General features: G+C 72.6%; 24 protein-coding genes and 1 tRNA gene. 19 read left to right on the plus strand and 6 right to left on the minus strand.

The genetic code is table 11. From position 1 onward, the window contains the following. Nucleotides 1-6: 6 nt before the first annotated feature. Together cydB and FHG10_RS07995 are read right to left on the minus strand one after the other, a co-directional pair. Nucleotides 7-1089, minus strand: coding sequence for a cytochrome d ubiquinol oxidase subunit II (cydB, locus tag FHG10_RS07990; RefSeq protein ID WP_152352805.1), 1083 nt, complete (start codon nucleotides 1087-1089; stop codon nucleotides 7-9). 15 nt (nucleotides 1090-1104) lie between these two features. After that, nucleotides 1105-2661 carry a cytochrome ubiquinol oxidase subunit I gene (locus FHG10_RS07995; protein WP_152352806.1) on the minus strand — a complete coding sequence of 519 codons (1557 nt, stop codon included), beginning with the start codon at nucleotides 2659-2661 and terminating at the stop codon, nucleotides 1105-1107. A 484-nt stretch (nucleotides 2662-3145) separates the two neighbouring features. Between FHG10_RS07995 and FHG10_RS08000 the strand changes: the two genes are divergently transcribed. The 5 genes from FHG10_RS08000 to proB all read left to right on the plus strand — a co-directional run bounded on the left by FHG10_RS08000 (nucleotide 3146) and on the right by proB (nucleotide 10167). Then, a complete protein-coding gene (locus FHG10_RS08000) occupies nucleotides 3146-6457 on the plus strand; it encodes an Rne/Rng family ribonuclease (protein WP_152352807.1) in 3312 nt (1103 codons plus the stop codon). 258 nt (nucleotides 6458-6715) lie between these two features. Next, nucleotides 6716-7024 carry a 50S ribosomal protein L21 gene (gene rplU, locus FHG10_RS08005; protein ID WP_152352808.1) on the plus strand — a complete coding sequence of 103 codons (309 nt, stop codon included), beginning with the start codon at nucleotides 6716-6718 and terminating at the stop codon, nucleotides 7022-7024. Between the two features lie 39 nt (nucleotides 7025-7063). Further along, nucleotides 7064-7318: a 50S ribosomal protein L27 gene (gene rpmA / locus FHG10_RS08010; RefSeq protein WP_152352809.1), complete on the plus strand. Its 255-nt coding sequence runs from the start codon at nucleotides 7064-7066 to the stop codon at nucleotides 7316-7318. 126 nt (nucleotides 7319-7444) lie between these two features. Then, nucleotides 7445-8977, plus strand: a complete 1533-nt coding sequence (obgE, locus tag FHG10_RS08015) for a GTPase ObgE (protein WP_152352810.1) — start codon at nucleotides 7445-7447, stop codon at nucleotides 8975-8977. Between the two features lie 2 nt (nucleotides 8978-8979). Next, a complete protein-coding gene (proB, locus tag FHG10_RS08020; protein ID WP_152352811.1) occupies nucleotides 8980-10167 on the plus strand; it encodes a glutamate 5-kinase in 1188 nt (395 codons plus the stop codon). 324 nt (nucleotides 10168-10491) lie between these two features. Here proB and FHG10_RS08025 read toward each other — a convergent pair whose 3' ends face one another. Together FHG10_RS08025 and FHG10_RS08030 are read right to left on the minus strand one after the other, a co-directional pair. Continuing rightward, nucleotides 10492-11565: a ribokinase gene (locus tag FHG10_RS08025; protein WP_152352812.1), complete on the minus strand. Its 1074-nt coding sequence runs from the start codon at nucleotides 11563-11565 to the stop codon at nucleotides 10492-10494. Between the two features lie 90 nt (nucleotides 11566-11655). Next, nucleotides 11656-12030: a DUF488 domain-containing protein gene (locus FHG10_RS08030; protein WP_152352813.1), complete on the minus strand. Its 375-nt coding sequence runs from the start codon at nucleotides 12028-12030 to the stop codon at nucleotides 11656-11658. A 178-nt stretch (nucleotides 12031-12208) separates the two neighbouring features. Here FHG10_RS08030 and FHG10_RS08035 point away from each other — a divergent pair, with 178 nt between their 5' ends. From FHG10_RS08035 to FHG10_RS08065, 7 genes are all read left to right on the plus strand, one after another. Then, entirely contained in the window at nucleotides 12209-13597 is a 1389-nt protein-coding gene (locus tag FHG10_RS08035; RefSeq protein ID WP_152352814.1) for a glutamate-5-semialdehyde dehydrogenase, read from the plus strand. Nucleotides 13598-13698: 101 nt separating this feature from the next. Beyond that, nucleotides 13699-13920 (plus strand): hypothetical protein, encoded by a 222-nt coding sequence (locus FHG10_RS08040; RefSeq protein ID WP_152352815.1) that lies wholly within the window; start codon nucleotides 13699-13701, stop codon nucleotides 13918-13920. Between the two features lie 3 nt (nucleotides 13921-13923). Then, a complete protein-coding gene (nadD, locus tag FHG10_RS08045; protein ID WP_152352816.1) occupies nucleotides 13924-14532 on the plus strand; it encodes a nicotinate-nucleotide adenylyltransferase in 609 nt (202 codons plus the stop codon). Continuing rightward, nucleotides 14525-15580, plus strand: coding sequence for a hypothetical protein (locus tag FHG10_RS08050; protein ID WP_152352817.1), 1056 nt, complete (start codon nucleotides 14525-14527; stop codon nucleotides 15578-15580). The genes nadD and FHG10_RS08050 overlap by 8 nt, the downstream gene beginning before the upstream one ends. After that, nucleotides 15577-15951 (plus strand): ribosome silencing factor, encoded by a 375-nt coding sequence (gene rsfS / locus FHG10_RS08055; RefSeq protein ID WP_152352818.1) that lies wholly within the window; start codon nucleotides 15577-15579, stop codon nucleotides 15949-15951. The genes FHG10_RS08050 and rsfS overlap by 4 nt, the downstream gene beginning before the upstream one ends. Beyond that, nucleotides 15948-16583 carry a histidine phosphatase family protein gene (locus tag FHG10_RS08060; protein ID WP_152352819.1) on the plus strand — a complete coding sequence of 212 codons (636 nt, stop codon included), beginning with the start codon at nucleotides 15948-15950 and terminating at the stop codon, nucleotides 16581-16583. The genes rsfS and FHG10_RS08060 overlap by 4 nt, the downstream gene beginning before the upstream one ends. A 73-nt stretch (nucleotides 16584-16656) precedes the next feature. After that, a tRNA-Ala gene (locus FHG10_RS08065) sits at nucleotides 16657-16729 on the plus strand. Between the two features lie 123 nt (nucleotides 16730-16852). Here the strand turns inward: FHG10_RS08065 and FHG10_RS08070 are convergent. Then, nucleotides 16853-17881 carry a pyridoxal-phosphate dependent enzyme gene (locus FHG10_RS08070; RefSeq protein ID WP_152352820.1) on the minus strand — a complete coding sequence of 343 codons (1029 nt, stop codon included), beginning with the start codon at nucleotides 17879-17881 and terminating at the stop codon, nucleotides 16853-16855. 297 nt (nucleotides 17882-18178) lie between these two features. Here FHG10_RS08070 and FHG10_RS08075 point away from each other — a divergent pair, with 297 nt between their 5' ends. From FHG10_RS08075 to FHG10_RS08090, 4 genes are all read left to right on the plus strand, one after another. After that, on the plus strand, nucleotides 18179-19369 hold the full coding sequence (locus tag FHG10_RS08075) for a sensor histidine kinase (protein WP_152352821.1): 1191 nt from the start codon (nucleotides 18179-18181) through the stop codon (nucleotides 19367-19369). Next, entirely contained in the window at nucleotides 19366-20028 is a 663-nt protein-coding gene (locus tag FHG10_RS08080) for a response regulator transcription factor (RefSeq protein ID WP_152352822.1), read from the plus strand. The genes FHG10_RS08075 and FHG10_RS08080 overlap by 4 nt, the downstream gene beginning before the upstream one ends. 156 nt (nucleotides 20029-20184) lie before the next feature. Further along, nucleotides 20185-20562 carry an SHOCT domain-containing protein gene (locus tag FHG10_RS08085; protein WP_227488120.1) on the plus strand — a complete coding sequence of 126 codons (378 nt, stop codon included), beginning with the start codon at nucleotides 20185-20187 and terminating at the stop codon, nucleotides 20560-20562. A gap of 251 nt (nucleotides 20563-20813) precedes the next feature. After that, nucleotides 20814-22541: a diflavin oxidoreductase gene (locus FHG10_RS08090; RefSeq protein ID WP_193636237.1), complete on the plus strand. Its 1728-nt coding sequence runs from the start codon at nucleotides 20814-20816 to the stop codon at nucleotides 22539-22541. Between the two features lie 17 nt (nucleotides 22542-22558). Here the strand turns inward: FHG10_RS08090 and FHG10_RS08095 are convergent, their stop codons facing one another. Further along, nucleotides 22559-23083, minus strand: coding sequence for a DUF6314 family protein (locus FHG10_RS08095; RefSeq protein ID WP_152352824.1), 525 nt, complete (start codon nucleotides 23081-23083; stop codon nucleotides 22559-22561). Nucleotides 23084-23453: 370 nt separating this feature from the next. On the opposite strand from FHG10_RS08095, the gene FHG10_RS08100 reads away from it, so the two are divergent. From FHG10_RS08100 to FHG10_RS08110, 3 genes are read left to right on the plus strand one after another with little or no spacing between them, the layout of a single operon-like run. Continuing rightward, the gene (locus FHG10_RS08100) at nucleotides 23454-24986 is read left to right on the plus strand and encodes an MDR family MFS transporter (RefSeq protein ID WP_152352825.1); all 1533 of its coding nucleotides are present in this window, start codon (nucleotides 23454-23456) and stop codon (nucleotides 24984-24986) included. A 34-nt stretch (nucleotides 24987-25020) separates the two neighbouring features. Further along, complete coding sequence (locus tag FHG10_RS08105) at nucleotides 25021-25854, plus strand: HAD family hydrolase (protein WP_193636238.1); 834 nt, start codon at nucleotides 25021-25023, stop codon at nucleotides 25852-25854. Then, nucleotides 25851-26987, plus strand: a complete 1137-nt coding sequence (locus FHG10_RS08110; RefSeq protein ID WP_152352827.1) for an FAD-dependent oxidoreductase — start codon at nucleotides 25851-25853, stop codon at nucleotides 26985-26987. The genes FHG10_RS08105 and FHG10_RS08110 overlap by 4 nt, the downstream gene beginning before the upstream one ends.

Below are 26987 nucleotides of genomic sequence, written 5' to 3' on the forward strand. Positions count from 1 at the left end.
CGGGGCTCACTCCTGCTCGAAGGCCTGCCGATAGCCGCGGCGGGCGCGCGCCAGCAGGGACTCGGGGGCGTCCGAGCCGTCGCCGGTCACCGGATGGCGGAACACCCAGTACGCCCAGATCGTGTAGGCGATCACGCACGGCAGCAGCACGCACGCGGCGATCAGCATCACCGTCAGCGTGTGCGGCGAGGAGGAGGCGTTCGCGACCGTCAGCGAATGGGCCGCCTCGTTCGCGGCGGGCATGACGAAGGGGAAGAGGCCCGAGAACAGCTGGACGCCGGCGGCGGCGATCGCGATCGCGCTCGCGATGAAGGCGAGCCGGTCCCGGCGTGCACGGTTCGCCGCGATCACGCCCACCAGGGCGAGCGCGGTGATCACGAGCGGGATCCAGGTGAGCCGGGTGTGAGAGACGCTCATCTGCGCCCAGATCAGGTAGACGGCGCCCAGCACGGTCGTGGGCCAGATCGTGCGCCCCGCGAGGGTGCGGGCGTCCGCGCGCAGCGGGTCGCCGGTGCGCAGCACCAGGTACAGGGAGCCGTGGGTCCAGAACAGCATCACGAACACGAGCCCGCCCAGCACGGCGAACGGGGTGAGCAGGCCCAGCACGGAGGTCGTCACCCACTTGTTCTCGTCGATCGCGACGCCCGCGACGATGTTCGAGAAGGCGACGCCCCACAGGAACGAGGGGAGCAGCGCGGTGATCGTGTGGACGACGTCCCAGCCGGTGCGCCAGCGACGGCCCTCGAGCTTGTCCCGCCACTTGAAGGCGCACACGCGCAGGATCAGCGAGAGCAGGATGACCAGCAGCGGGATGTAGAACCCGGAGAACAGCGTCGCGTACCACTCGGGGAAGGCCGCGAACAGGGAGGCGCCGGCGGTGATCAGCCAGACCTGGTTGCCGTCCCAGATAGGGCCGATGGTCGAGAGCATCGTGCCGCGGCGCTCGCTGTCGCCGCGACCCAGGACGCCCAGGTTCATCTCGACGCCGAAGTCGAAGCCCTCGAGCACGAAGTAGACGGCGAACATGAAGGCGATGAGGCAGAACCACGCGGTCTGCACGGCGGTGGGGTCGGTGAGGACGGGATCCATGGCTCCGTGTCTCCCTCAGTACTCGAAGGACAGGGTGGGGGTGTCCAGCTGCTGCGTCTCGGGGTCGCGCCGGGGCAGGGGTATGCCCTTGAGCGCGGCCTTGCGCATGAGGTGGAACCAGATCACGGCGAGCACCGTGTAGAGCAGGGCGAAGGAGGTCAGCGAGGTGATCACCATCCACGCGGGGTTGCCCGACACCCCCTGCATCGTCATCAGGAACACCGTGGGGTCGTCCGGATTGGGGACGACCACCCAGGGCTGTCGGCCCATCTCGGTGAAGACCCAGCCGGCGGCGTTCGCGAAGAACGGCATCGGGATCGACAGCACCGCGAACCACTTGAAGACCTGCGAGCCCGAGGTGCGTGCCTTCTCGCCCCGCCCGCGGGTGATCCACAGCGCCCAGAACGCGAGGACCGCGCTGAACACGGCCAGGCCGATCATCAGGCGGAACGACCAGAAGGTGACGAACAGGTTGGGTCGGTAGTCGGCCGCGTGCTGCTCGCCGTGCACGTCGGTGACGGTGGTCCCGTAGGTCTCGAGGTCCTTCGCCTGCAGCTCGTCGACGCCCTGGAGGGTCGCGTCGAAGGTGTGCGTGGCCAGGAACGAGGTCACGTAGGGGACCTGGATGACGTGGGTGACGTCACCGCAGTCCTGATGGAACGCCTGGGGCCCGCCGACGGTGAGGATCGAGAACGACGCCCCGGTCTCCGTCTCGCAGAGCGCCTCCGCGGAGGCCATCTTCATCGGCTGCTGCTTGAACATGATCTGGCCCTGCTGGTCGCCCGTGACGAACAGGCCCAGGCCCGCGATGAACAGGGCGATCACGCCGAAGCGGACGGCGGGGCGGAAGATCGTGCGCGCCTGCTGGTCGTGCGCACGTCCCTCGTCGCTGGTCAGACCCGCGGTGCGGGCGCGGTTGTGGTGGGTGACCATGTGCCACGAGGCGACGCCGGTGACGAAGGCGGCGGCGACCAGCAGGGCGCCGAAGATGATGTGCGGGAAGGCCACGAGGGTGGTGATGTTCGTGAGGATCGCCCACAGCCCGCCCTTGTCGGGATCGAGCTCCGCGCGGCCCGTCTCGGGGTTGATCGAGGCTCCCACCGGGTGCTGCATGAAGGAGTTCGCGGCCACGATGAAGTAGGCGGAGGCCATGGTGCCGAAGGAGACGCACCAGATGGTCAGCAGGTGCACCTTCTCGGGCAGGCGGCCCCAGCCGAAGATCCACAGTCCCAGGAACACCGACTCCATGAAGAAGGCGACGAGGCCCTCGAGGGCCAGCGGCGCACCGAACACGTCGCCCACGAAACGCGAGTACTCCGACCAGTTCATGCCGAACTGGAACTCCTGGAGGATGCCGGTGGCGATGCCGATGCCGAAGTTCACGATGAGCATCGAGCCGAAGAACTTCGTCAGGCGAGTCCAGGCGTCCTTGGCGATCGGGCTGCGCGCGCGCATGGAGATCGTCTGCATGACGGCGACCAGGAAGGACAGGCCGATCGTGAGCGGGACGAAGAGGAAGTGGTAGACGGTCATCGAACCGAACTGCCACCGAGCGATGTCGAGGGCTTCCATGGGACCTGTCCTCCGTGGGGCGAGGGGACGGCGCGGCACGCGAGTGCGCCGCGTTCACGCTCAGCGTAGGACCCGGGGGAGCGGCCGCAGAGGGACGATGGTCCTGCCGCCAGCGGGAATCCTCCGCACCGTCATGCGCCGTCCCGAGCCTGCCCGAGCGCCTCGAGTCCCCTCGCGCGGGCCCCGTCTCCCTCGCGGGCCCCGTCGCACGCGTCTCACGGGTGCGCACGTCCCCGGGAGGAGCGCTCGCCTGTGCCATACTGCCGGGAGCGCTCTTCCTCCGCGTACCCGGAGGGGGAACCTCCTCGGGGTCGACCAGCCATGCACCGATACCGCGCGCAGCGCGATCGAGATGCTTCGAGCGGCCGACATCGCAGCGCTCCTGACCTGGAGCCGCGCGCCGGAGAGGGCGAACGACTTCCGTCCGCATGGACGATGACCGAAGGGCCCGGGGTGCGTCGGTCCCTCTATGAGGAGCAGCCCCATGGCTGAGGACATCAGCACCCCCGAGACGTCGGCGTCGCAGGAGACGCCCAGCACCACGAGCGGAACGGGGAGGGCGAAGCGTCCGCGCCGCCGCGCCGGATCCCCGGTCGGCGCCCCGCAGCATCAGGAGACGGCGCCCGAGGTCGACGCTCCCCAGCGGCACACCACTGTCGCCGCCCAGCAGACGCCCCCGAGCGAGCCGGCCCCCGCAGCGGCCGAGAAACCCGCGACCAGGCGTCGGCGCCGTGCCGCTGGTGCTCCCGCCGGCCCGCCCGTCGCACCGGTCGCCCCCGCAGAGCCCGTCGAGGCCGCCGCCGAGCCCTCCGCGCCCGAGCCCGCCGCGACCGAGACCGTCGCCGAGCCGGCGCCCGAGACGGATCCTGCGGCGGATGCCGCGGAGGAGACTGTCGCCGCCCAGAGCGCGGAGACCGCCCCCGTGGATTCCGAGGACGACGCCGAGACCGCGGCCGACGCCTCGGCCGAGGCGGAATCCGAGCAGCCCAGCGGTGTCGCCGCGGACCTGCAGGCTCTCGCCGAGAACCGCCCGCACGAGCCGAAGCGGGCAGTGCGCGAGCAGACCCAGATCGATTTCGCCTCGCTCATCTTCCAGGCGCCCACGCCCGAGAAGCGCACCACGGTGCCCGAGCAGCGCGCCGGCCACGACGACGAGGACCACCAGTCCGGCAGTGCGGAGCTCTCCTTCGGCACCGCCTCCCGCGGTTCGCGCCGCCGCCGCGCCACCCGGCCCCAGAGCGAGGCCGTGCTCCCCGAGCAGGAGCAGACGCCCGCCGACGGCGAGGACGCTCCGGAGGTCGAGGAGACCGAGGTCAGCGCGGACGAGCAGGCGCAGGAGGAGCAGGGCGGCCGCGGCCGCGGCTCCCGCGGGCGCCGCTCCTCGAGCCGTCGCCGCCGCGGCTCCTCCCGGGGCGAGTCCTCCGAGGACGAGTCGGGCGAGGAGAACGGTCAGGACGCAGGCGAGGACCGCCGCCGGCGCGACGGCGCCCAGGACGATGCCGACGCGGATGCGAGCGGCGCGGACGAGGAGAACGAGGGCACCGGCGAGGAGGAGGACGGCCAGTCCTCCGGCTCCTCCCGTCGACGTCGTCGCCGGGGCGGTCGCGGTCGCCGCGGTCGCGGTCGCGGCGAGGACTCCGCCGATCGCGAGGACGAGGACTCGCGCGAGGACGAGGAGCGTTCGGAGGACTCCTCCGACGACGCCTCCGAGCGCGCGAAGAAGGACGGCAAGAAGTCCTCGGCGGACGGCTCCGAGGACCGCGACTCCCAGGACGGCGAGGACCAGGGCAAGGACGAGGACGGCTCCTCGGGCGGCTCGAGCTCGCGCCGCCGTCGTCGGCGCCGCCGCTCCGGCTCGTCCTCGAACTCGGAGAACGGCCCGTCGGCCGATGATCCGCCGAACACCGTCGTCAAGGTCCGCGAGGCCCGTGACGAGGTCAAGGCCGTCAAGGGCTCGACCCGCCTGGAGGCCAAGAAGCAGCGCCGCCGCGAGGGGCGCGACCAAGGCCGCCGCCGCAACGTGATCACCGAGGCCGAGTTCCTCGCGCGCCGTGAGTCCGTCAAGCGGTCCATGGTGGTGCGCGAGCGCAAGGGCAGCACCCAGATCGCGGTGCTCGAGGACGACATCCTCGTCGAGCACTACGTGGCCCAGAAGTCGCACACCTCGATGGTCGGCAACGTGTACCTGGGCAAGGTCCAGAACGTGCTGCCCTCCATGGAGGCCGCCTTCGTCGACATCGGCAAGGGCCGCAACGCCGTGCTGTATGCGGGCGAGGTGAACTGGGACGCGGCCGGCCTCGAGGGCCAGCCCCGCCGCATCGAGCTCGCGCTCTCCAGCGGGGACCCGGTGCTGGTGCAGGTCACCAAGGACCCGATCGGCCACAAGGGTGCGCGGCTGACCAGCCAGATCTCCCTTCCCGGCCGCTACGTGGTCTTCGTGCCGGGCGGCTCGATGACCGGGATCTCCCGCAAGCTGCCCGACGCCGAGCGCTCGCGGCTGAAGAAGATCATGAAACAGGTCATCCCCGAGGACGCGGGCGTCATCGTGCGCACGGCCTCCGAGGGCGCGAGCGAGGAGGAGCTCACCCGCGACGTCGAGCGCCTGCGCAAGCAGTGGGACCGGATCCAGAAGGCGCAGAAGTCGAAGTCCGCTCCCGCCTCCCTCTCGCAGGAGCCCGACCTCGCCATCAAGGTCGTCCGCGACGTCTTCAACGAGGACTTCACCTCGCTGATCGTCGAGGGCGAGGGCGTCCACTCGGACGTGCACGAGTACGTCTCCGACGTCGCCCCCGACCTGCTCGAGCGCGTGACCAAGCACGTGGGCGAGAAGGACGTCTTCGCCAAGCACCGCATCGACGAGCAGCTGCTGAAGGCCATGGACCGCAAGGTCTACCTGCCCTCGGGCGGCTCCCTGGTCATCGACCGCACCGAGGCGATGACCGTGATCGACGTGAACACCGGCAAGTTCACCGGCGCCGGCGGCTCCCTCGAGGAGACCGTCACCAAGAACAACATCGAGGCCGCCGAGGAGATCGTCCGCCAGCTGCGCCTGCGCGACATCGGCGGGATCATCGTCATCGACTTCATCGACATGGTCCTCGAGGCCAACCGCGACCTCGTGCTGCGCCGCCTCGTGGAGTGCCTGGGCCGGGACCGCACCAAGCACCAGGTCGCCGAGGTCACCTCGCTGGGCCTCGTGCAGATGACCCGCAAGCGCGTGGGCGCGGGCCTCGTCGAGACCTTCTCGACGACCTGCGAGGCCTGCGCGGGCCGCGGCATGATCGTCGACCTCGACGGCGTGGACACCGGCCATCAGCACCACGGCAGCCAGGGTTCCCAGGACGACGACTCCTCGAAGGGCGGCCGCCGCCGCAAGGGCAAGTCCAAGGGCGGCAGCGGGAGCAGCGGGAACGGGAACGGCAGCAACGGCGGCGGGAACAGCGGGAACGGGAGCAGCGGCAACGGCTCCGACGGCGGGAACGGCGGCCCGGGCCGCGGATCCCGGAGCGCCCAGGAGGCCGTCGAGGAGCTCACCGCCTCCACCGACGTGCACCGCCTCGAGTCGGACAGCGCCTCGCGCGCCCTCGCCCGCGCGACCATCGCCTCGATCGCGGCGGCCACGGGCGCCAAGGAGGAGCACCCCGAGGTCGTCGTCGACGGCGAGGCCGTGACGGTGGAGGCCGAGGCCCCGCAGGCCGACAGTGACACGCCGCAGCAGGCGACCGAGGTCACCCCCGATGCCGCGGACGGGCCCGCGAGCGCCGAGGCGCGCGACGACAGCGCCGCCGACGCGTGATGAGTTCCACAGGCCCTCAGCGATGAAATCGCAGGTCGGACCGGTCATGAGCCTTGACCGGTCCGGCCGGGCCTCGTAGGCTGTCCCTCGGCGCAGAACGCGTCGATCGTCGTTCCCGGCCGCTCGGTCGGCGGAGCTGCGACCCTCGCGGGTCGCGCACCCGGCCCGGACGTCACCCGCCCAGCTCTCCGCCCCGGAGCGCCGGAGGCGGTGCGGCGGGAGACGACGACCCAGTACGAACCAAGATGGAGCAGTGACGTGGTGTACGCAATCGTCCGCGCAGGCGGTCGTCAGGAGAAGGTGTCGGTCGGCGACACCATCGTGATCAACCGCGTCGCCGGCGAGCCGGGCCAGAGCGTCGACTTCACGCCCGTGCTGCTCGTCGACGGCGACTCGGTGACCTCGGCCAAGGGCGACCTCGACAAGGTCACCGTCTCGGCGGAGAAGGTCGAGGACCTCCGCGGTCCGAAGATCCGCATCCTCAAGTACAAGAACAAGACGGGCTACAAGAAGCGCCAGGGCCACCGCCAGGAGCTGACCCGTCTGAAGATCACGGGCATCGCCTGAGCGTCGCCCTTCCAGGCTGAACGAGAGAAGGTTCTTCCCATGGCACACAAGAAGGGCGCGAGCTCCTCGAAGAACGGCCGCGACTCGAACGCGCAGCGCCTCGGCGTCAAGCGCTTCGGCGGCCAGCAGGTCGGCGCGGGCGAGATCATCCTGCGCCAGCGCGGCACCCACATCCACCCCGGTGCGGGCGTGGGCCGCGGCAACGACGACACGCTGTTCGCGCTCAGCGCGGGCACCGTGGAGTTCGGCCGCAAGCGCGACCGCAACGTCGTCAACGTGATCGCCGGCGCCTGAGACCTCGGTCCCGGCGCGGCGCGCTCAGCGCGACGCAGCACATACCCTCGTGAAGGGGCGGAGCACCTGCTCCGCCCCTTCACGCTTTTCCCCGCAGCACCATCCCGCCGTCCGCAGGAGAGACCCATGGCCACCTTCGTCGATCGCGTCGTCCTGCACGTCACCGGCGGTGACGGCGGGCACGGCTCCGCCTCCATCCGCCGCGAGAAGTTCAAGCCGCTCGCCGGGCCCGACGGGGCCAACGGCGGCCGCGGCGGCGACGTGGTCCTCGAGGTCGACCCGTCGACGACGACGCTGCTGAGCTACCACCACAAGCCCCACCAGCGCGCGAGCTCGGGCGACTTCGGCAAGGGCGACATGCGCCACGGCTCCCGCGGCGAGGACCTGATCCTCCCCGTGCCCGACGGCACCGTCGTCGCCGACAAGGACGGGAACGTGCTCGTCGACATGGTCGGCACCGGCACCCGCTTCGTCGCCGCCCGCGGAGGGCAGGGCGGCCTGGGCAACGCGGCGCTCGCCTCGCCGAAGCGCAAGGCGCCCGGCTTCGCCCTCCTCGGCGAGCCCGGTCAGGAGCGGAGCCTGGTCCTCGAGCTCAAGAGCGTCGCGGACGTCGCCCTCGTGGGCTACCCCAGCGCCGGCAAGAGCTCCCTGATCGCCGCGATGAGCGCCGCACGGCCCAAGATCGCCGACTACCCCTTCACGACCCTGGTGCCGAACCTGGGCGTCGTCGAGGCGGGGGAGCACCGCTTCACCGTCGCCGACGTGCCCGGGCTGATCCCGGGCGCGAGCAGCGGCAAGGGCCTCGGGCTGGACTTCCTGCGCCACATCGAGCGCTGCCACGTGATCGTCCACGTGCTCGACGCCGCGGCGCTCGAGTCCGACCGCGACCCCGTCAAGGACCTCGAGACCATCGAGGGCGAGCTCGCCGCCTACGCGGGCCGCCTCGACGAGGAGGCCGAGGACCGCACTCCGCTCATGGAGCGCCCCACCGTGGTCGTCCTGAACAAGACCGACGTGCCCGACGGCGCCGACATGGCCGACCTCGTGCGCGACCGCCTCGCCGAGCGCGGCGTGCCCGTGTTCGAGGTCAGCGCCGTCTCCCGCAGCGGACTGCGAGAGCTCGGCTTCGCCCTCGCCGAGCTCGTCGAGCAGGCCCGCGCCCGGCTTCCCGAGCCGGAGGCCGCACCCATCGTCCTCACCCCGCGCGCCGTCGGCGCCAAGGAGTTCGAGGTCGTCACCGAGCAGTACGACGGCGACAAGGCGTACCGGGTCGTCGGCGACAAGCCCGAGCGCTGGGTGCGTCAGACCGACTTCTCCAACGACGAGGCCGTCGGCTACCTCGCGGACCGCCTCGCCACCCTCGGCGTCGAGGACCAGCTCTACAAGGTCGGCGCCGTCGCCGGCAGCACCGTGGTCATCGGCCCTGGACAGGATGCCGTGGTCTTCGACTGGGAGCCCACAATGGTGGGCGGGGCCGAGATGCTCGGCCGCCGCGGCACGGACCGACGTGTCGAGGACAACCACCGACCGACTCGCGACGAGAAGCGCGAGGACCAGAAGGCCCGCGTCGCCGCCCGCATGGATCGCTTGGCAGCGATGGAGGAGGAGCGCCGCGCCGGGCACTGGGCCGATCCCGCGATCGACGACCAGGAGGACTGACCATGGCCACCGTGACCGACGAACCGCATCAGCCGGCGCGACTGCAGGCGCGCACCGACATCCCCGGACCCCGTCGGGCGGTGGTGAAGATCGGCTCCTCGAGCCTCACCCGCGACGACGGGCACCTCGACGAGACCGGGCTGCGGATCATCGCCGACCGGATCGCCGGACTGCTCGAGGACGGCTGGGACGTCGTCATCATCTCCTCGGGCGCGATCGCCGCGTCGCTGCGCCCCCTGAACCTCGGCGCGCGGCCGACCGACGTGCCCTCCCAGCAGGCCGCCGCGAGCGTCGGCCAGGCGCTGCTGGCCACGGCCTGGTCCGCGGCCTTCGGCGCACACGGCCGGATCACCGGGCAGGTGCTGCTCACCGAGGCCGACGTCATCCGGCGCGAGACCTACGGCAGCGTCCGCACCGCCCTCGAGGCGATGCTGGGTCTCGGCATCATCCCGATCATCAACGAGAACGACACCACCGCCACCCACGAGATCCGCTTCGGGGACAATGACCGCCTCGCCGCGCTCGTCTCCCAGCTGCTGGGCGCTGACCTGCTGGTGCTTCTCACCGACGTCGACGGGCTCTACACGAAGAACCCGGCCGAGCCGGATGCCGAGCGCCTCAGCGTGGTCGAGGACTTCGCGGCGCTGACCGACGTGAAGGTCGGCTCGGTGGGCTCCTCCGTCGGGACCGGAGGCATGGTCACCAAGCTCGACGCCGCCCACCATGCCGCGAGCACCGGCACCGCGACCCTGCTGACCGCCGCCGAGAACTTCGGGCGCGGCGTCTCGGGCGAGGACGTGGGCACGTTCTTCCCCGCCCAGCAGGGCCGTCGCCGCTCCCGCCTGGTGTGGCTGCGGTACGCGACCCGCGGTGCGGGGACCCTCGTCGTCGACAAGGGTGCGGCCGATGCGCTGCGCTCCCGCCGCCGCTCCCTGCTCGCCGTGGGCATCGCCGAGGTCGACGGCGCGTTCCCTGCGGGCGTGCCGGTGGACATCGCAGCGCCCGACGGCGAGGTGATCGCCCGCGGACTGGTCGCCTACTCGAGCGAGGACCTGCGCGCGATGGCGGGGCTGACCACCAAGGAGCTGCGCGCTCGCATGGGCGACCGCTACGGCCGCTCCGTGGTGCACCGCGACGACATGGTCCTGATCACCTCTCCCGTCGCAGAGGCCACCGGCTCCGCCGAGTGAGCGGGGCCGACGGACGTCGGCCCCTGCGGTTCGCGGGCGAGGAGTCGGCGCCATCCGCCATGGCGTCCGCCCTGCCGTGCGGATTTCTGCCGTACCGGCGCAGATGTCCCCGCCCCTCGGATAAGCCCGTCCATGCGGTCACTGCTGCGCAATGGTCGTTTTGAGCGCTCATAACGACCGTTGCGCAGCACCCTCGGGCGCCGGGGAGGATCGGGTGCCAGGGAGGATCGGGTGCCGGGGAGGATCGGGTTCCGGGAAGTGCGCACCACTCCCGGTCGGCGGGAAGCGCAGAGCACCCTCAGCCGCCGGGGGTGCGCAGCGCTCTCAGCCGCCGGGCAGCTCCTCGCCCTCGCGCGGGTAGCTGGTCTGCGCCCCCTCCCGCGTCACCGATGCGGCTGAGACCCGTGTGGCGAAGCGGGCGGCGTCGACGAGGGACGCGCCCTCTGCCAGGCGCACCGCGAGGGAGCCGACGAAGGCGTCCCCGGCGCCGGTGGTGTCCACCGCGCGCACCGACACGGCGGGCACCCGCACGAGCGACCGGGCACCGTCGGACCGCGGCTCGCCGTCGGCTCCTGAGGCTCCGACCAGGGCGCCCTCGGCTCCGAGCGTGATCACGAGGCTGTTGATGCCGGCGGTGTGCAGGGCGTGGGCGAGATCCTCCGGAGCGGGGGAGGAGCCTGCGTGCTCTTCCAGCAGATCGAGGACGAGGGACGCCTCGTGCTCGTTGACCACGAGCGGGTCCGCACGCAGCAGCACCTCGCGGTCGAGCTCGAGCACGGGGGCTGGGTTCAGGATCAGGCGTCCCCGCGTGCGTCGGGCGGCCTCCTCGATCCCGTCGCGCGGGATCTCGCCCTGGAGGACGACGACCCCGGCGCCCGCGATGAGGTCGCCGCTCTGGCGCACCCGCGCGGCGTTCATGCTCGCGTTCGCGCCGGGCACCACGACGATCGTGTTCTCGCCGTCGTCGGAGACGGTGACGACGGCGAGGCCCGTCGGCCCCTCCTCGGTGCGCACCGCGGAGAGGTCCGCGCCGCTCGAGGAGAGCACGGAGAGGGCATCGGACGCCATGGCGTCATCGCCGACCGCACCCACCATCGCGACCGCTCCGCCCTGGAGCGCGGCGGCTGCCGCCTGGTTGGCGCCCTTGCCGCCCGGGCGCACCTCACCGCCCGTGCCGTGCAGCGTCTCGCCGGGCTGCGGATGGCGGGCGACGCGCGTGGAGAGGTCGGCGTTGATCGAGCCGACCACCACGATCCGCGCTCCCGAAGGCTCCGGCACGCTGTCCGCGGATGCAGAGGAGGAGAGCCGGGACGCGGAGTGCACGGACGGGCGGGGTCCGGACGACGCGGGTGCGGGCGCAGTCGACGGGCGCGCAGGGGAGGGCGAGTGGGAGTGCATGCTCCGATTCTGTCTCATCCGCGCTGCCCGCTCCGCAGCGCTCGGCAGCCCGAGCCCGGGCCCCCTGGTGGGTGCCCCGCAGGCCCGGCCTCAGGACCCCTGGCCCGTGCGCTCCTCCTCGAGCACGTCCTTCAGCACGGTCGCCTCACTGATGTCGTCGCGCTTCGACGCGGTGAGGAGCGTGAGGTCCCCCTCCGCCGCGAGGCCGCGCAGCTCGTCGAGGGCCTCCGTGCGCTCGGACTCGTCGAGCTCCGCGCGGTAGCGGTCGGCGAACTCCTCCCACTTCTCCGGGTCGTGCTGGTACCACTTCCGCAGCTCGGTCGACGGAGCGACGCCCTTGCACCAGCTCGTGAGGTCCGCCCGCTCCTTGCTCACGCCGCGCGGCCAGATCCGGTCCACCAGCACCCGCGCGCCGTCGGACCGCTCGGGGTCCTCGTAGACGCGTCGGACGCGGATCGTGCTCATCGCGGACTCCTTCCGAACGGGCCGTGCCGACGGTGCTCGGTCGACGGCGCTGTGCCGACGGATCTGCGCCGGTGCTCGTGACCGTAGCACCGCAGAACGTGACTCCGCGCACGCCTCCCCGCGTCCAGAAGGGGGACGGGCCTGCCTGCGGGAGGGGGCTCGCGCCTACTGTGGAGGGATGGACGAGACGACTTCGACGCCCACGCCCACCTCCGCTCCCGCTCACGGCACACCCGCCGCCAGCACACCCGCGGGCACGCCCGCCCCCGGCGCGATCGCCGACGTCGAGGAGGCGGTGCTCGTCGCCGCCCGGCGCGCCAAGGATGCCCAGCCCGCGCTCGCCACCCTCACCCGTGAGCGCAAGGACCAGGTGCTGCGCGCGATGGCGGACGCCCTCGTCGCGCGCGCCGCCGAGATCGTGCAGGCCAACGCCCAGGACATTTCCGAGGCCGACGCCGCCGGCATCGAGGCGGGCCTGCGGGACCGCCTCCTCCTGGACGAGGACCGCGTCGCGACCATCGCCCAGCAGCTGCGCGACGCGGCCGCCCTGCCCGACCCGATCGGGGAGGTGGTCCGCGGCGGACTGCTCGCCAACGGGCTCGAGCTGCGCGAGACCCGCGTGCCCCTCGGCGTGATCGGCATGATCTACGAGGCCCGCCCGAACGTGACCGTCGACGCCGCCGGGCTCTCGCTCAAGGCCGGCAGCGCCGTCGTGCTGCGCGGAGGGTCCGCCGCGCTGCACTCGAACACCGCCCTGATCGCCGTGCTGCGCGACGTGCTGGAGGAGCAGGGGCTCCCGCGGGATCTCGTCGTCGGCATCGACGAGCACGGGCGCGCCGGGGCCGACGTCCTCATGCGCGCACGCGGCCTGGTCGACGTGCTCATCCCGCGCGGCGGCGCCGGCCTCATCCGGCGCGTCGTGGAGAACGCGAAGGTCCCGGTGATCGAGACCGGCACCGGCACCACGCACGTGTTCATCGACGCGAGCGCCGACCTCGCCAAGGCCGCTGCGATCGTCGAGAATGCGAAGACCCAGCGCATCGGCGTGTGCAACGCCCTGGAGACGCTGCTCGTCCACCGCGACGTCGCCGAGGAGGCTCTCGCCGCGATCACGGAGGTCCTCGCCCCGCATGGCGTCACGCTCCATGCGGACGACGACGCCCGCGCGATCCTCACCCGCGACGACGCCGGCGACGCCCCGGCGGTGCTGCCCGTGGTCCCCGCGACCGAGGAGGACTGGGCCGCCGAGTACCTCTCGCTCGACCTCGCCGTCCGCGTCGTCGACGACGTCGAGGAGGCGATCGCCCATATCCGCCGCTGGTCCTCCGGGCACACGGAGTCGATCATCACGTCGGACCTCGCCTCGCAGCGGCTGTTCACGACGGCCGTCGACTCCGCCGTGGTGATGGTGAACTCCTCGACCCGCTTCTCCGACGGCGCCGAGTTCGGCTTCGGCGCGGAGATCGGCATCTCCACGCAGAAGCTCCACGCCCGCGGGCCGATGGGTCTGCAGGAGATCACCTCCACCAAGTGGATCGTCATCGGCGACGGGCACGTGAAGCCCTGAGGACCTGCTTGAGAAACCGCGCACGACCCGGCCGCGCCCGGGTCCGGGGAGCGCTCGGCTATGGGATGATGTGAGGGTTCACGTCATCGAAAGGTGCACACATGCTCGACCACGTCCTGATCCTCGCCGAGGGCGGCTCGCACGCCTCGGAGGGCGGCGTCCCCCCGATCCTCGTCGGCGGCGCCATGTTCCTCGGCCTGCTCATCCTTCTGGGCATCACCTACCTGTTCAGCGGCCAGAACCAGCGCCCCGCGAAGACCCGCACCGGTGCTCGCGCGCACACGGCGCAGGAGAGCGCCTCGACGGACGCGCGTCGGCACTGACACATGGAGGGGCAGCCTCGCCGGATCGGCGTGATGGGTGGGACGTTCGACCCGATCCATCACGGCCACCTGGTCGCCGCGAGCGAGGTGCAGAGCGTCTTCGGGCTCGACGAGGTGATCTTCGTGCCCACCGGCCGGCCCTGGCAGAAGTCGGACAAGGTCATCTCCGACCCTGAGCACCGGTACCTGATGACGGTCGTCGCGACGGCCGCGAACCCGGTGTTCACCGTGTCCCGCGTGGACATCGACCGTCCGGGCGCGACCTACACGATCGACACCCTGCGGGATCTGCAGCGCATGCATCCCGATGCGGACCTGTTCTTCATCACCGGTGCGGACGCCCTGCAGTCCATCCTCACCTGGAAGGACACCCGGGAGATCTTCGAGCTCGCCCATTTCGTGGGTGTCACGAGGCCCGGCCACGAGCTCGAGACCGAGGGCCTGCCCGCGGACCGGGTGACGCTGATCGAGGTCCCCGCGATGGCGATCAGCTCGACCGACTGCCGCATCCGCGTCGCCGCCGACCAGCCCGTGTGGTACCTGGTCCCGGACGGCGTGGTCCAGTACATCAACAAGTACGCCCTGTACACAGGAGGTGAGGGCGGTGAGTGAGAACGACGCCCCGCAGGCGCCGAGGCGCCACGGTCGACGTGCCCGCCAGCTGACCCCCGAGGAGACCGCCGAGCAGCGGGCCCTCGCCGCCCAGCACACCGGCGAGCTCCCGGCCACCGGCGACGGCCCGAGTCCCGCTCCTGGTGACGACGACGCCGCGGCGGCCTCGGGCCCGGAGACCGACGGGCCCGCCTCCGGCGGCTCGTCAGGCGCGGCATCCGGTGATGCCTCGGCCCCGAGCACCGAGGCGCGCGGGCGCACGCCCGGAGCCGCCCATCACGCGGCTTCCAGCGGCGGCGCGGGGACGTCCGGTGCCTTCGCATCGTCGGAGGCCCTGCCGTCGGGTCGGCCCTCCTCTCGCGGCGCGGTCGCCTCCCCGACGGCCGACGCCCCCGTCCCGAAGCTCCGCAAGTTCGGCAAGCGCGCCCGGATCATCGAGGTCGAGCCGGAGGAGCCGACCCCGTCGGCCGACTCCGCGACGACCGCAGAGGCGCCGAGCCGCGACCGGGACTCCGAGCACACGGCCGAGTCCGAGCCCGTCGACCCCTCGACGAAGACCTTGACGTCGGAGCCCTCGAGCGCTGCCGGGGAGAGCCCGGTCGGCGGGGACGCCGGCGACGCCGACGCGGACGCTGCGCACGAGTCGTCCTCGGACGGCTCGGCCCAGCCGACGGGGTCCGGTGCTGTGATCGGCTCCGCCTCCGCGGGTGCGCAGACCGCCGGCACCTCGACAGCCGCGATCGAGCGGGACGCCGACGGCGTCGAGCTCGGTGAGATGGGCGTCGGCGAGGCGCCGGGCCCCAAGCCAGCGCCGCGCTTCGACGGCCGCGTGCTGAACCGTCCCGAGCAGGGGCGCGGGAAGCCGCTGCTGTGGGTCGTGTGGGTGCTCATCGCCCTCGCGATCATCGCGCTCGTGGTCCTGCTGGCCACGGGCGTCCTCGGCCCCGGGTCCGACCAGGCCCTGGCCGCTCCGCTGCGCGATGCCCTGCACTCCGTTGCCCCTGTGATGACTGCTGTTCCCACCGACCTGGAGGTCACCTCCGCGTGAGCGCTTCGCCCGAATCCCTCGACCTCGCCCGTGCCGCCGCGCACGCGGCCGCCGACAAGCTCGCAGAGGAGATCATCGGCCTGGACGTGTCCGAGCAGGTCGTGATCACCGACGTGTTCGTGGTCTGCAGCGGCTCCTCGGAGCGCCAGGTCAGCGCCATCGTGGGCGGCATCGAGGGTGACCTCATCAAGGAGCACCGCCGCAAGCCCCTGCGCCGCGAGGGCGAGCGGGACGCCCGCTGGGTCCTGCTCGACTACGGCGACGTCGTCGTGCACGTCCAGCACGCCGAGGACCGTGCCTTCTACGCGCTCGAGCGCCTGTGGCGGGACGCGCCCGTCGTCGACCTGCAGGTCGAGGGCGCCGGCGCATGAGCGATCCCCGCAGCCGCCTGCTGCTGGTGCGGCACGGGCAGACCGACCACAACGTCCAGGGGCGCCTGCAGGGACAGGTCGACATCCCGCTGAACGAGACCGGGCGCGAGCAGGCCCGAGCGGTCGCGCATGCGCTGTCCCGCCACAGCTTCGATCTCGTGATCAGCTCGCCGCTGAGCCGCGCCCGCGACACCGCCCGCGCGATCGCAGACGCGGTCGGCGCGGCGCAGGTGGAGACCGAGGCCGCCTTCATCGAGCAGAGCTTCGGGAGGTGGGAGGGCCTCACAGGGGAGGAGATCCGCGAGGGCTGGCCCGAGCTGCACGCCCAGTGGCGCGCCGGCACGACCGTCCCGGGCGTCGGCATCGAGGACCGCGAGAACGTGGGGGAGCGGTTCGCCGTCGCCGCCCGCGCGCTGATGGCGGAGAACCCCGGGGCGACGATCCTCGTGGTCTCCCACGGCGCCGCGATCCGCGCCGGGATCACCACCCTGATCGGCCTGGACGCGGGCGCTTTCCACGGCATCGGCGGCATGGGCAATTGCCACCGCAGCCTGCTCGAACCGCTGCACTCCGACCCCACGGGGAGGGCGATGAGGTTGCTGTCACACAACGTCCCGGCCGATTTCGCATGAGCTGGCCGAGGTTGTAGACTCGTCGCGTCGCAAGGCCGGATCGAGAGGTCAGAGCCGGAACGGCACCCAGTACGGGGCTATGGCGCAGTTGGTAGCGCGCTTCCATGGCATGGAAGAGGTCAGGGGTTCGAATCCCCTTAGCTCCACTCGAGAAACCGTGAGACAGTGACTCGTCACGAAGGCCCCCACCGGATGGTGGGGGCCTTCGTCGTGTCCGGGACGCTCGTGGAGCCGTCGGACCGGACGACGAGCGTCGGCCTGCGGCCCTGTCACTGCTCGAGATCGAGCTCCCGCAGCACGTCGGCCGGCACCAGGGACTCCGGCTCGTCGGCCTCGAAGCCGTGCTCGCGCATCCACGCGTCGTCGAAGATCTTCCCGAGGTACCCGCGTCCGTGATCGGGGAGCAGGGCGACCACGACCGCGTCGGCCGGAAGCTCCTGAGCCTCGCGCAGGGCGGCGACCACGGCCATGCCGCTCGAGCCGCCCACCAGCAGACCCTCCTCCCGCGCGAGGCGACGTGCCATGGAGAAGGACTCCGCGTCGGAGATCCGCTGGAGGCGGTCGACGACCTCGGGATCGAAGGTCTCGGGGACGAAGGTGACGCCCACGCCCTCGATGAGGTTCGCGTGGATCTGCTCGGGATCGTCGGGGTCCGCCGAGTAGATCGACCCCTCCGGATCCGCGCCGATCACCTGCACCCTGTCGCCGGAGGCCTCCTTGAGGAAGCGTCCCGCGCCGCTGATCGTCCCGCCCGTGCCGATGCCGGCGACGAAATGCGTGACTGCGCCGTCGGTGTCGCGCCAGACCTCCGGCCCCGTGGTCTGGAAATGCGCGAGCGGGCCGTTCCGGTTCACGAACTGGTTGGGCTGGAAGGCGCCGGGGATCTCGCGCGTCAGCCGATCGGCGACGCTGTAGTAGGAGCGCGGATCCTCCTTCGCCACAGCGGCCGGCGTCACCACGACCTCGGCGCCGTAGGCCGTGAGCACGGCGCGCCGGTCGGGGCCCACCTTGTCCGGCACCACGAAGACCGTCCGGTAACCGCGCTGCTGTGCGACCAGGGCGAGGCCCACACCGGTGTTGCCGCTCGTGGGCTCGACGATCACACCGCCCGGGCGCAGACGGCCCTCCCGTTCGGCGGCGTCGATGATGGTGCGGGCGATGCGGTCCTTCGAGGAGCCGCCGGGGTTGACGTACTCGACCTTGACCAGGACGGTCGCGTCGATCCCTTCGGTGACGCGCTGCAGGCGGAGGAGGGGAGTGGAGCCGATCAGATCGGCTGCGGACTGGGCATAGTGCACGAGTGGTGTCCTCTGGACGGGGTGCGGCGGACGGTGTCGACGTCGCACGGTGGTCGATGGATCGTCGGGCGCGCTCAGCCGCACTCAGCGGGGAGCGCGGGCGCGCTCGGGCCGAGCGCAGGCGCTCAGGGACGACAACGACAGGTCAGCACGGCGTCACGGTAGCCCGCTGCGGGTGCGAGGGGCAATCGCAGCGCTCAACCCTCACCGCCACGCCCCGCCCTGCTCCCTGCGGAGCACCGGGGCATGCTCCCGGGGGAGGACGACCCGGCGCGTGGTCCGGCGTAGCCTTCGAGCATGCGCGCGAGAGACGGGGAGGCTCCCGGGCCCCGCCCCCGGGACCGACGGGGCCCGGGGCGCATGGTCGCCCTGGTGCCCGCCCTCGTCGCGCTCCTCGTCCAGGTCCCGCCGACGCTCGCCGTCGGCGTGTGGACGCAGACGGCTCCCGCACTGATCGCGGTGCGGACCTCGGCGGCGGTGCTCTCGGCGCTCGCCCTGCTCGCGGTCTGGAAGCGCCCCGGGCCGACGGTGATCGTGATCGCGCCGCTCGCGCTCGTGCTGCTGTTCCTGCCGCCGCCCTTCGGCCCTCCGCCGGTCGCTCTCGGCATCGCGCTGGTGATCGCGCTGGTGCGCGCCGCCCCCGTGTGGGCGCTCGCGACCGCGTGCAGCACGTGGGTGCTGGGAGTCGTGCTCGCCGAGCTGCTGTGGCCCACGGGCGCCCCCCAGCGGATCATCGCCGGCACCGTGATGCTGGCCGTCTGCCTCGGCCTCGGCATGGGCATCCGCTCGCGCTCCGAGCGGATGCGGAGGCGGGAGGCCCTGCTCGAGCAGCGGCGCCGGGAGGCCGAGCAGGCCGAGCGCGACCAGATCGCCCGCGAGCTGCACGACGTCCTCTCCCACTCCCTCTCCCAGATCTCCGTGCAGGCGGGGATGGGACTCCACCTGTTCGACAGGGATCCTGCGAAGGCCCGCGAATCCCTCGGGAACGTCCGCCGCCTCGCGGGCGGCGGCCTCGAGGAGGCCCGCGGGGTGCTCGCGACCCTGCGCGGCGAGGAGGCGCCGCTGACCCCGGAGCCCCAGCTCGCGGACCTCACCGCGCTCCTCGACCAGCATCGGGGCCTCGGGCTCGCGATCACGCTGGACTGCGACCTCGAGGGCACTGGGCGCCGCGCCGCGGGCCCTCTCGATGCGGACGCCCCTGCGGGCCGCACCCAGGCCACCGCCGTCCGCATCGTCCGCGAGGCGCTCACGAACGTGGTGCGCCATTCCGGGGCGGAGACCGCCTCCGTCGGACTGCACCGGGAGGGCGATGCGCTGCGGATCGACGTCGCCGACGACGGCGTGGGGACCATGCTCACCCGCCCGGGCGCGGGGATCCGCAGCATGCGGGATCGCGCCGAACTCCTCGGTGGGACCCTCTCCCTCGGTCCCGGTCCGCGGGGGCGCGGGACGATCGTCACCGCACGCCTTCCCTGGAGGCAGACATGATCCGCGTCGCGATCGCCGACGACCACCAGCTCGTGCGCGGCGGGTTCCGTGCCCTGCTCGATGCCGAGGAGGACATCGAGGTGGTCCTCGAGGCCGCCGGCGGCCGGGAGCTGCTCGCGGCGCTGCGCAGTACCCCGGTGGACGTCGCCCTCGTGGACATCCGGATGCCCGAGGGCGACGGGCTCTGGGCCACCGAGCAGATCGCCGCCGATCCCGCGCTCCGCGCGCTGCGGGTCGTGATCGTGACGACCTTCGAACTCGACGAGTACGTGGTGCGGGCCATCCGGGCAGGCGCCGCGGGCTTCCTGGTCAAGGACACCGAACCCGCCGATCTGATCCGCGCCGTGCGAGTCGTGCACGACGGCGGCGCACTGCTCTCCCCCGGCATCACCCGACTGCTCCTGGACCGCGCCGCCGGAGGTCTGCGCGAGCGCCCGGAGCCAAGCGCGCTCGGCGAGCTCACCGAGCGCGAACGGGAGGTGCTGCGCCTGGTCGGCGAGGGACTGAGCAATGAGGAGATCGCCGCCAGGCTCGTGCTCTCCCCGCTCACCGCGAAGACGCACGTCTCGCGGATCATGCAGAAGGTCGGTGCCCGTGATCGCGCGAGGCTGGTGGTCCTGGCCTATGAGACAGGGGTCGTGCGACCCGGCTGGAGCTGACGGGGCCCGGCTGGGGCCGACGGGGCCCGCATCTCTCGTCTGCTCCCGGGGGAGCACGCGGAGTGACTCCCGACGCGGGATGTGCGAGGAGCCCGTGCCCGGTTCGCTGGAGGCATCGGGTCGCCGCACGTGCGGCCCCTGTCGGAAGGACACGCCATGCACACCGCGATCACCACCGCTCTCACCTCGACGCACTCTGCTCCTCTGCTCGCCGACGGCGGAGCAGGCCCATGGGGCCCCCACCCCGTCGGCCCGTTCTTCCTGCTCGCGCCCCTGTTCTGGCTCGTGGTCCTCGTGGTCGCGATCGTGCTGCTGACCCGAGGACGCCGGCGCTGGTCCGCCGAGCGCCGCGAGGAGCGCGAGCAGCACCGGGTCGAGGAGCGAGCACGTCGGGCCGACGAGGCCCTCGCGCCGCTGCGCCGCGCCGAGCTGACCCTCGCCGAGCGCTTCGCCCGGGGCGACCTCGAGGAGGTCGAGTACCGCCAGCGGCTCGAGGTGCTGCGCGCGAGCGCCGCCCTGACGGATCGGAGCTGAGCGAGGACCCGTGTACTCGGCGAGTGGCGAGTGGGGAGTGAGGCGCCGGGGCCTGCGGAGTCCGTGACCTCGGCGTCCCCACGTCGGCCACGGTGTGTGACCCACGGCATCCGCAGCAGGCCGCGGGGATCCGTACGCTGGAGGCACGCCCCACGAGGAACGGAACTCCGTCTGCCCTGGAGGCGATCGCCACGACCAGCTGGACCACCACCGTCGGACACCACGACACCATCGGCTCGCGCGCGCAGCCCGTGCTCCACGTGCTGTACGCGTCCGAGACCGGGAACGGCGAGGAGCTCGCCGAACGCGTCGCGCCGCCCGCAGCCCGCGCCGCCGGCATCGCCGTGCGCGTGCGCGAGATCGACGCCGTGCCCCTCGAGGAGCTCGCGCAGATGCGCTGGACGCTGTTCATCGTCTCCACCACCGGGCAGGGCGATGTCCCCTACGACGTCGAGGAGCTGTGGGATGCGCTGATCGCCTCGGACGCGCCGGATCTCGACGAGCTGCGCTTCGGGGTGCTCGCCCTCGGCGACCGGGTCTACGCGGACTTCTGCCAGGCGGGCATCGAGTTCGACGACCGCCTCGCCGAGCTCGGCGCGCAGCGTCTCGTCGATCTCGGCACCTGCGACTACGACTACGAGACCCCCGCCTCGCGCTGGCTGCGCGAGGGGATCGACACGGTCGCCCGCGACATGGCCGAGGCCACCGGGGGAGCGGACGCCCGGCAGCCGGTGAGCGCGGAACCGGGCCCGAGCGGTCCCGGGTCCGCGCCGGGCGGGCCCCAGGACATGGAGCCCGAACCGCTGCGCATCCCCGACCCCGCCGCCCGGAGCGACGGGACCGCGATCGTCGAGGACGTGCAGGTGCTCACCGACACGGATCCCGATCGCGAGATCCTGCACTGCACGCTCGCGCTGCCGCCCGCGCTCACCTCGGCTGGGCCCGATGGACCGCCCTGGCAGGTCGGCGACTCGGTCGATCTGCTCGAGCCCAACGACCCGCGCCTCGTCGCCGCCGTGCTCGACCGGCTGCGGATCGACCCGGACCAGATCGTGGAGGACGCGATGACGAGCATCTCCGCCGCGCGTCTGCTCGCCGAGCGGCTCGAGCTGCGCCAGCTGCCGCGATCGCTGGTGGAGGCGATCCAGGAGCGCACCGGTGATGTCGAGCTCGGGCGGCTGCTCGCCTCGCGCGCCGCGGACTTCGAGCGCTGGCGATGGGGACGCGACCTCCTCTCCGTCCTCGAGGAGGTCCCGAAGCTGCAGGCCGGCGCCGAGGACCTGGCACGGTGGCTGCGCCCCCTGCAGACGCGCGCCTACTCGATCGCTTCGAGCCCGCGGACGGACGCGGGCCGCGTGGACCTCACCGTGCGGACCCTCCGGTACGAGCGGGCCGGCAGGACCCTGGAGGGCACCGCGAGCGGCGCCCTGTCCCGCCTCGCCCGGAGCGCGGGCGAGGCGCCCGACGGGCACCCGTCCCGGGAGGTCCTCGTGCGGCACCGACCTGCACCGGGATTCCGCCTTCCCGACGACCCGTCGGCCGATCTGGTGATGATCGGACCCGGCGTGGGGGTCGCGCCGTTCCGCGGCTACCTCCAGGAGCGGAGCACCCGCGGCGACACGGGCCGCAGCTGGCTGCTGTGCGGCATCCGCGAGCGCACGACGGACCTGCTGTACGCACGGGAGCTCGAGGCATGGCGTGAGGACGGGGTGCTCACGCGTCTGGACGTCGCCGAGTCGCGTGCGGCGGACGGTGCCGAGTACGTCCAACACACGATCGATCGCCTCGGTCCCGAGCTCTTCGCGTGGATCGATGGGGGAGCGCACCTGCACGTGTGCGGCGATGCCCGCGAGATGGCGCCCGCCGTGCGACTCGCCCTGCGCGCCGTCGCCTCCCGGCAGCTCGGCTCCCCGGAGCGGGGCACGGCCTGGGTGGCGCGGCTCCAGGTCGAGCACAGGTACCGGGAGGACGTGTATTGAGCCCGGTGTGCGGGGCCTCAGGGCCGCGGAGCGGTGAGGACGCTGCAGATCGTCATGTCCTTGGCCGGGCCCACGACCTCCCAGGTCACGTGCCACCGACCCGTGTCCGTGATCTCCACGAGGCCGTCGTAGCGATCCTCGCCGCAGGGATGCACCACGGCGCGTCCGGGCGTCCAGGGATGGAAGTCCCGGCCGTCGGCGAACAGGACCATCCATTCCCCGCCGGGGGATTCCGTGCGCTGCTCCCCGTCCTGGAAGCACTCGCGGCGCTCGATGAGGAGTTCGCGGCGCACGGGGATCGGCGGCGCATCCGCCGCGGCGCCGCGGGTGAGCTCGCCGCTCTCGCGCCAGGCGATGCGTCCGTCCTCGCGCATCGAGACCTCGGTCGTCCCGGTGACGTGCAGGGTCTCGCGGGCCCGACGGTCCTCGATGCGGCGGCTCAGCAGCCAGCTGCCGACGAGCTCCCGCGGGCTCGCACCCGGCGACACCCGAGGGCCGGGTCGGTCGGGGGAAGGCTGGTCGGGGGAGGAGGCGTCTCTCACCCGTCGAGGCTATCGAGGGCGCCATGGAGGCGACAACAGCCCTCCGGCACCCTCGCAGCGGCGTGCGCGGCCTCCGTCGGACGATCCCTCGGAAAACCCCCGTGACGCGAGCGGCCCCGGACGGCGATACTCGAGGGCGTGACCGTCGGCTCCCGCGGTGCGGACCACGGGAATACCTCCCGATCCGCCGACGTTCCCCTCAGTGCCGCTCGCGTCGACGCCAGGCGCCCGTCCACGGCGTCCGCCGTCGGTCTCGGCGCTCCCGCCCTTCCCGCAGGGCCGCCGGCTCCGCCGCTCCGGCCGCGGGCCCTCGACGACCCACCGGCGCCTCTCTCCCGCGAGCGCGCCGCCGCCCTGACCCAGGAGTCCCATGTCCTCGCACGAGACCGCGCCCTCCCCGCAGCCCGCCGCCCCGCCGGCCACGGGCATCGATCCCCAGGGCATGCGCGTCATCTGGCTGCTGCTGGTCGCCGCCTTCGTGGCGATCCTCAACGAGACCACGATGGCGATCGCGATCCCTCACCTGAACAACGACCTGGGCATCGCCCCGGAGAACGGGCAGTGGCTCACCAGCGGCTTCATGCTCGTGATGGCCGTGGTCATCCCCACCACCGGCTTCCTCCTGCAGCGCTTCACGACGCGCCAGGTGTACCTCTTCGCCATCAGCGCGTTCTCCCTGGGCACCCTGGTGTGCCTGCTCGCGCTCGGCTTCCCGATGCTGCTGCTGGGACGCGTCGTGCAGGCGATCGGCACCGGCATCATGATGCCGCTGCTGATGACCACGATCATGAACGTCGTGCCCGCGCACTCGCGCGGCCGCATGATGGGCCGCGTGGGCCTCGTGATCTCGCTCGCCCCCGCCATCGGCCCGACCCTCTCGGGCGCTGTCCTGGACACCCTGGGCTGGCGCTGGCTGTTCGGGATCGTGCTGCCGATCGCCCTCGTCGCCCTGCTGCTCGGCGCACGCTGGATGACGAACCTCGGAGAGACGCTCCGCGCCCCGCTCGACGTGCTCTCCGTGATCCTCTCCGCCCTCGCCTTCGGCGGCCTCGTCTACGGGCTGAGCCTGCTGGGCTCGGCGCACGAATCCGCGGGCGGCGGCGGAGCGAGCGCGACCGTCCCGGGCCTGGGCACCCAGGGCACGGCGGCCCTCCTGATCGTCGTCGCCCTCGTGATCCTGGCCCTGTTCTGCCTGCGCCAGATCTCCCTGCAGCGCGCCGACGACGCCCTGCTGGACCTGCGGGTCTTCCGCTCGCGCACGTTCACCCTGGCCGTGATCATCATGGGCGTCGTCGCGATGGCCATGTTCGGCACGCTCACCCTGCTTCCGCTGTACCTGCAGAACGTCGCGGGCCTGGACGCGCTCATGTCCGGGCTGATCCTCATGCCCGGCTCGATCCTCATGGGACTGCTGGGACCCGTGATGGGCCGCGTCTACGACGCCAAGGGGCCGCGGGTCCTCCTCGTGCCCGGCACGATCGTGGTCGCCGCCGCCCTGCTGTTCTACTCGACGGTGGGCGAGGACACCGCCTGGCCTGTGCTGATGATCGTCCAGACCCTCATGTCCGTGGGCCTCGCGATGACCTTCACGCCGCTGTTCTCCGCCTCGCTCGGCTCGCTCCAGCGCCGTCTGTACTCCCACGGGTCGGCTGCGCTGAACACGCTCCAGCAGGTGGGCGGCGCGGTCGGCGTCGCCGTCCTCATCGGCCTGTACTCCTCGATCCTGCATCAGGGGGAGGCCGACGGCCTCTCGACCGCGGCGGCCGGCGCCCCGGGTGCCCGGGCGGCGTTCCTTGTCGCCGGTCTGATCGCCCTGGTGCCCGTGGTGCTCGCCTGGTTCATCCGCGCGCCCGAGGAGGCCGAGGAGGAGCCCCAGCAGATCCCGGTCGAGTCGGCCGCCTGAGCGGCATGACGTCGCAGACCGCAGAATGGACGGTATGACCAGCGCTGCCGCCGCACCGCCCGAGCGATCCGCGCCCGGCGTCGGGACCCTCGGCCTCGATCTGGACGCGACGCTCATCCACGGGCCGCTGGGGACCGTGATCGCGGACCTCGATGCGCAGGTCGCGCGCGAGCAGGGCATCGTCGGCCTCCACGACCAGGTGATGGCCGAGGCGCAGGTCCTCTTCGCGGAGGACCCGGCCGCGGCCTACGACTGGCAGGCGACCCTCGCCCGGGTGGCCCGCGAGCGCGGTGCGCGACTGCCCTTCGACATCGTCGAGCGCCTCGAGGAGGTCGCCCCGGCGCGCACCCGCCTCCTCGAGGACGACGCCCCGGACGTGCTGCGCGCGGTGAGGGCCGAGGGCTGGCGGCTCGTGGTGATCACCAACGGCTGGCGCCGCTATCAGGTGCCGGCCCTGCGAGCGGTCGGTCTGCTCGACCTCGTCGATGACCTCGTCACCGCCGACTCCGCCGGCGTGCCGAAGCCCGACGCGGTGATGTTCGCGAGCGCCCGGAGCGGCGAGGGTCCCCTCGTGCACCTGGGTGACCGGCTCGACGACGACGTGCTCGGCGCCCACGGAGCGGGCGGCGCCGCGATCCTCTACTGCCCCTCGGCCCCTGCCGAGCTGCAGGGCCCGGCCGAGCCCGCTCCTGCGACCTCGACAGGCACGCCGTCCGCCGGCGACGAGCCCTTCTCGGACTTCCTCCGTGATCTCGCCGGGCGCCAGCAGGCGCGCGTCGACCCCGACGATCCGCTCGCACGCCCCGATGCGGTGATCTCCACGATCACGGATCTCCCCGGCGCGCTCCGAGCGCTCGCGTGCCCATGAACCAGCCGCCTCTCCCGCCCGACCGGTCCGTCCCGTCCGACCGGCCCGGTCCCTCCGACGGGCCCTCCCTGCGCGAGGCGGACGTGGTGGTCATCGGTGGGGGACAGGCGGGCCTCAGCGCCGGCCACCACCTGCTGCGCCGCGGGTCCGACGTCATCATGCTCGACGCCGAGGACGGTCCGGGCGGCGCCTGGCGACATCGCTGGGACTCGCTGACCATGGCGACGGTCAACCACATCGCCGACCTCCCCGGCATGCCGCAGGACGACGTCCCCGAGACGGAGAGCGCGAATGCGGCGGTCCCCGACTACTTCGCCGAGTTCGAGCGCCGCCGTGCCCTTCCCATCGAACGGCCCGTCCAGGTGACGGCCGTGCGCTCCGAGGACCCCGGCGCGGGAGTCGCCTCGCCGCTGCGCGTCGAGAGCGTCGACGCGGAGGGGAGAGCGCTCCCGCCGATCCGCACGCGTGCGATCGTGAACGCGACCGGCACCTGGGGCAATCCGTTCGTCCCCTTCGTGCCGGGGATCGGCACGTTCCTCGGCCGCATGCTGCGCACCGTCGACTACCCGGGCTCCGAGGCCCTCTCCGGGCAGAGGATCGGGATCGTCGGCGGCGGGATCAGTGCCACCGGATTCCTCGCCGAGCTCAGCGAGGTCGCGACGACCTTCTGGTACACGCGCCGGGAGCCGGTCTTCCGCGAGGGCGCGTTCACCCCCGAGATCGAGGGCCGCGCGGCCGTCGCGATGGTCGAGGAGCGCGTGGCGCAGGGACTCGCCCCTCTCAGCGTGGTCTCCGTGACCGGCCTGCCCTGGAGTCCGGCCCTCGCCGCCGCCGACGCCCGGGGTGCTCTCGAGCGGCGACCGATGTTTCCGCGGATCGTGCCCGACGGCGTGATCGAGGCAGACGGCACCACGACGCCGCTGGACGTGCTGCTGTGGGCGACCGGCTTCCGCGCGGCCCTGCACCACCTCGCCCCTCTGCACCTGCGCGCCCCGGGCGGCGGCATCCGCATGGACGGCACCCAGGTCGCCGGCGATCCCCGCATCCACCTCGTCGGCTACGGACCCAGCTCCTCGACCATCGGCGCCAACCGCGCCGGCCGCGCCGCCGCCCGGCGCCTCCTGCGCCGTTGA

Origin of the sequence: Brachybacterium subflavum, from assembly GCF_009299795.1 — a bacterium.
Classification (GTDB): domain Bacteria; phylum Actinomycetota; class Actinomycetes; order Actinomycetales; family Dermabacteraceae; genus Brachybacterium; species Brachybacterium subflavum.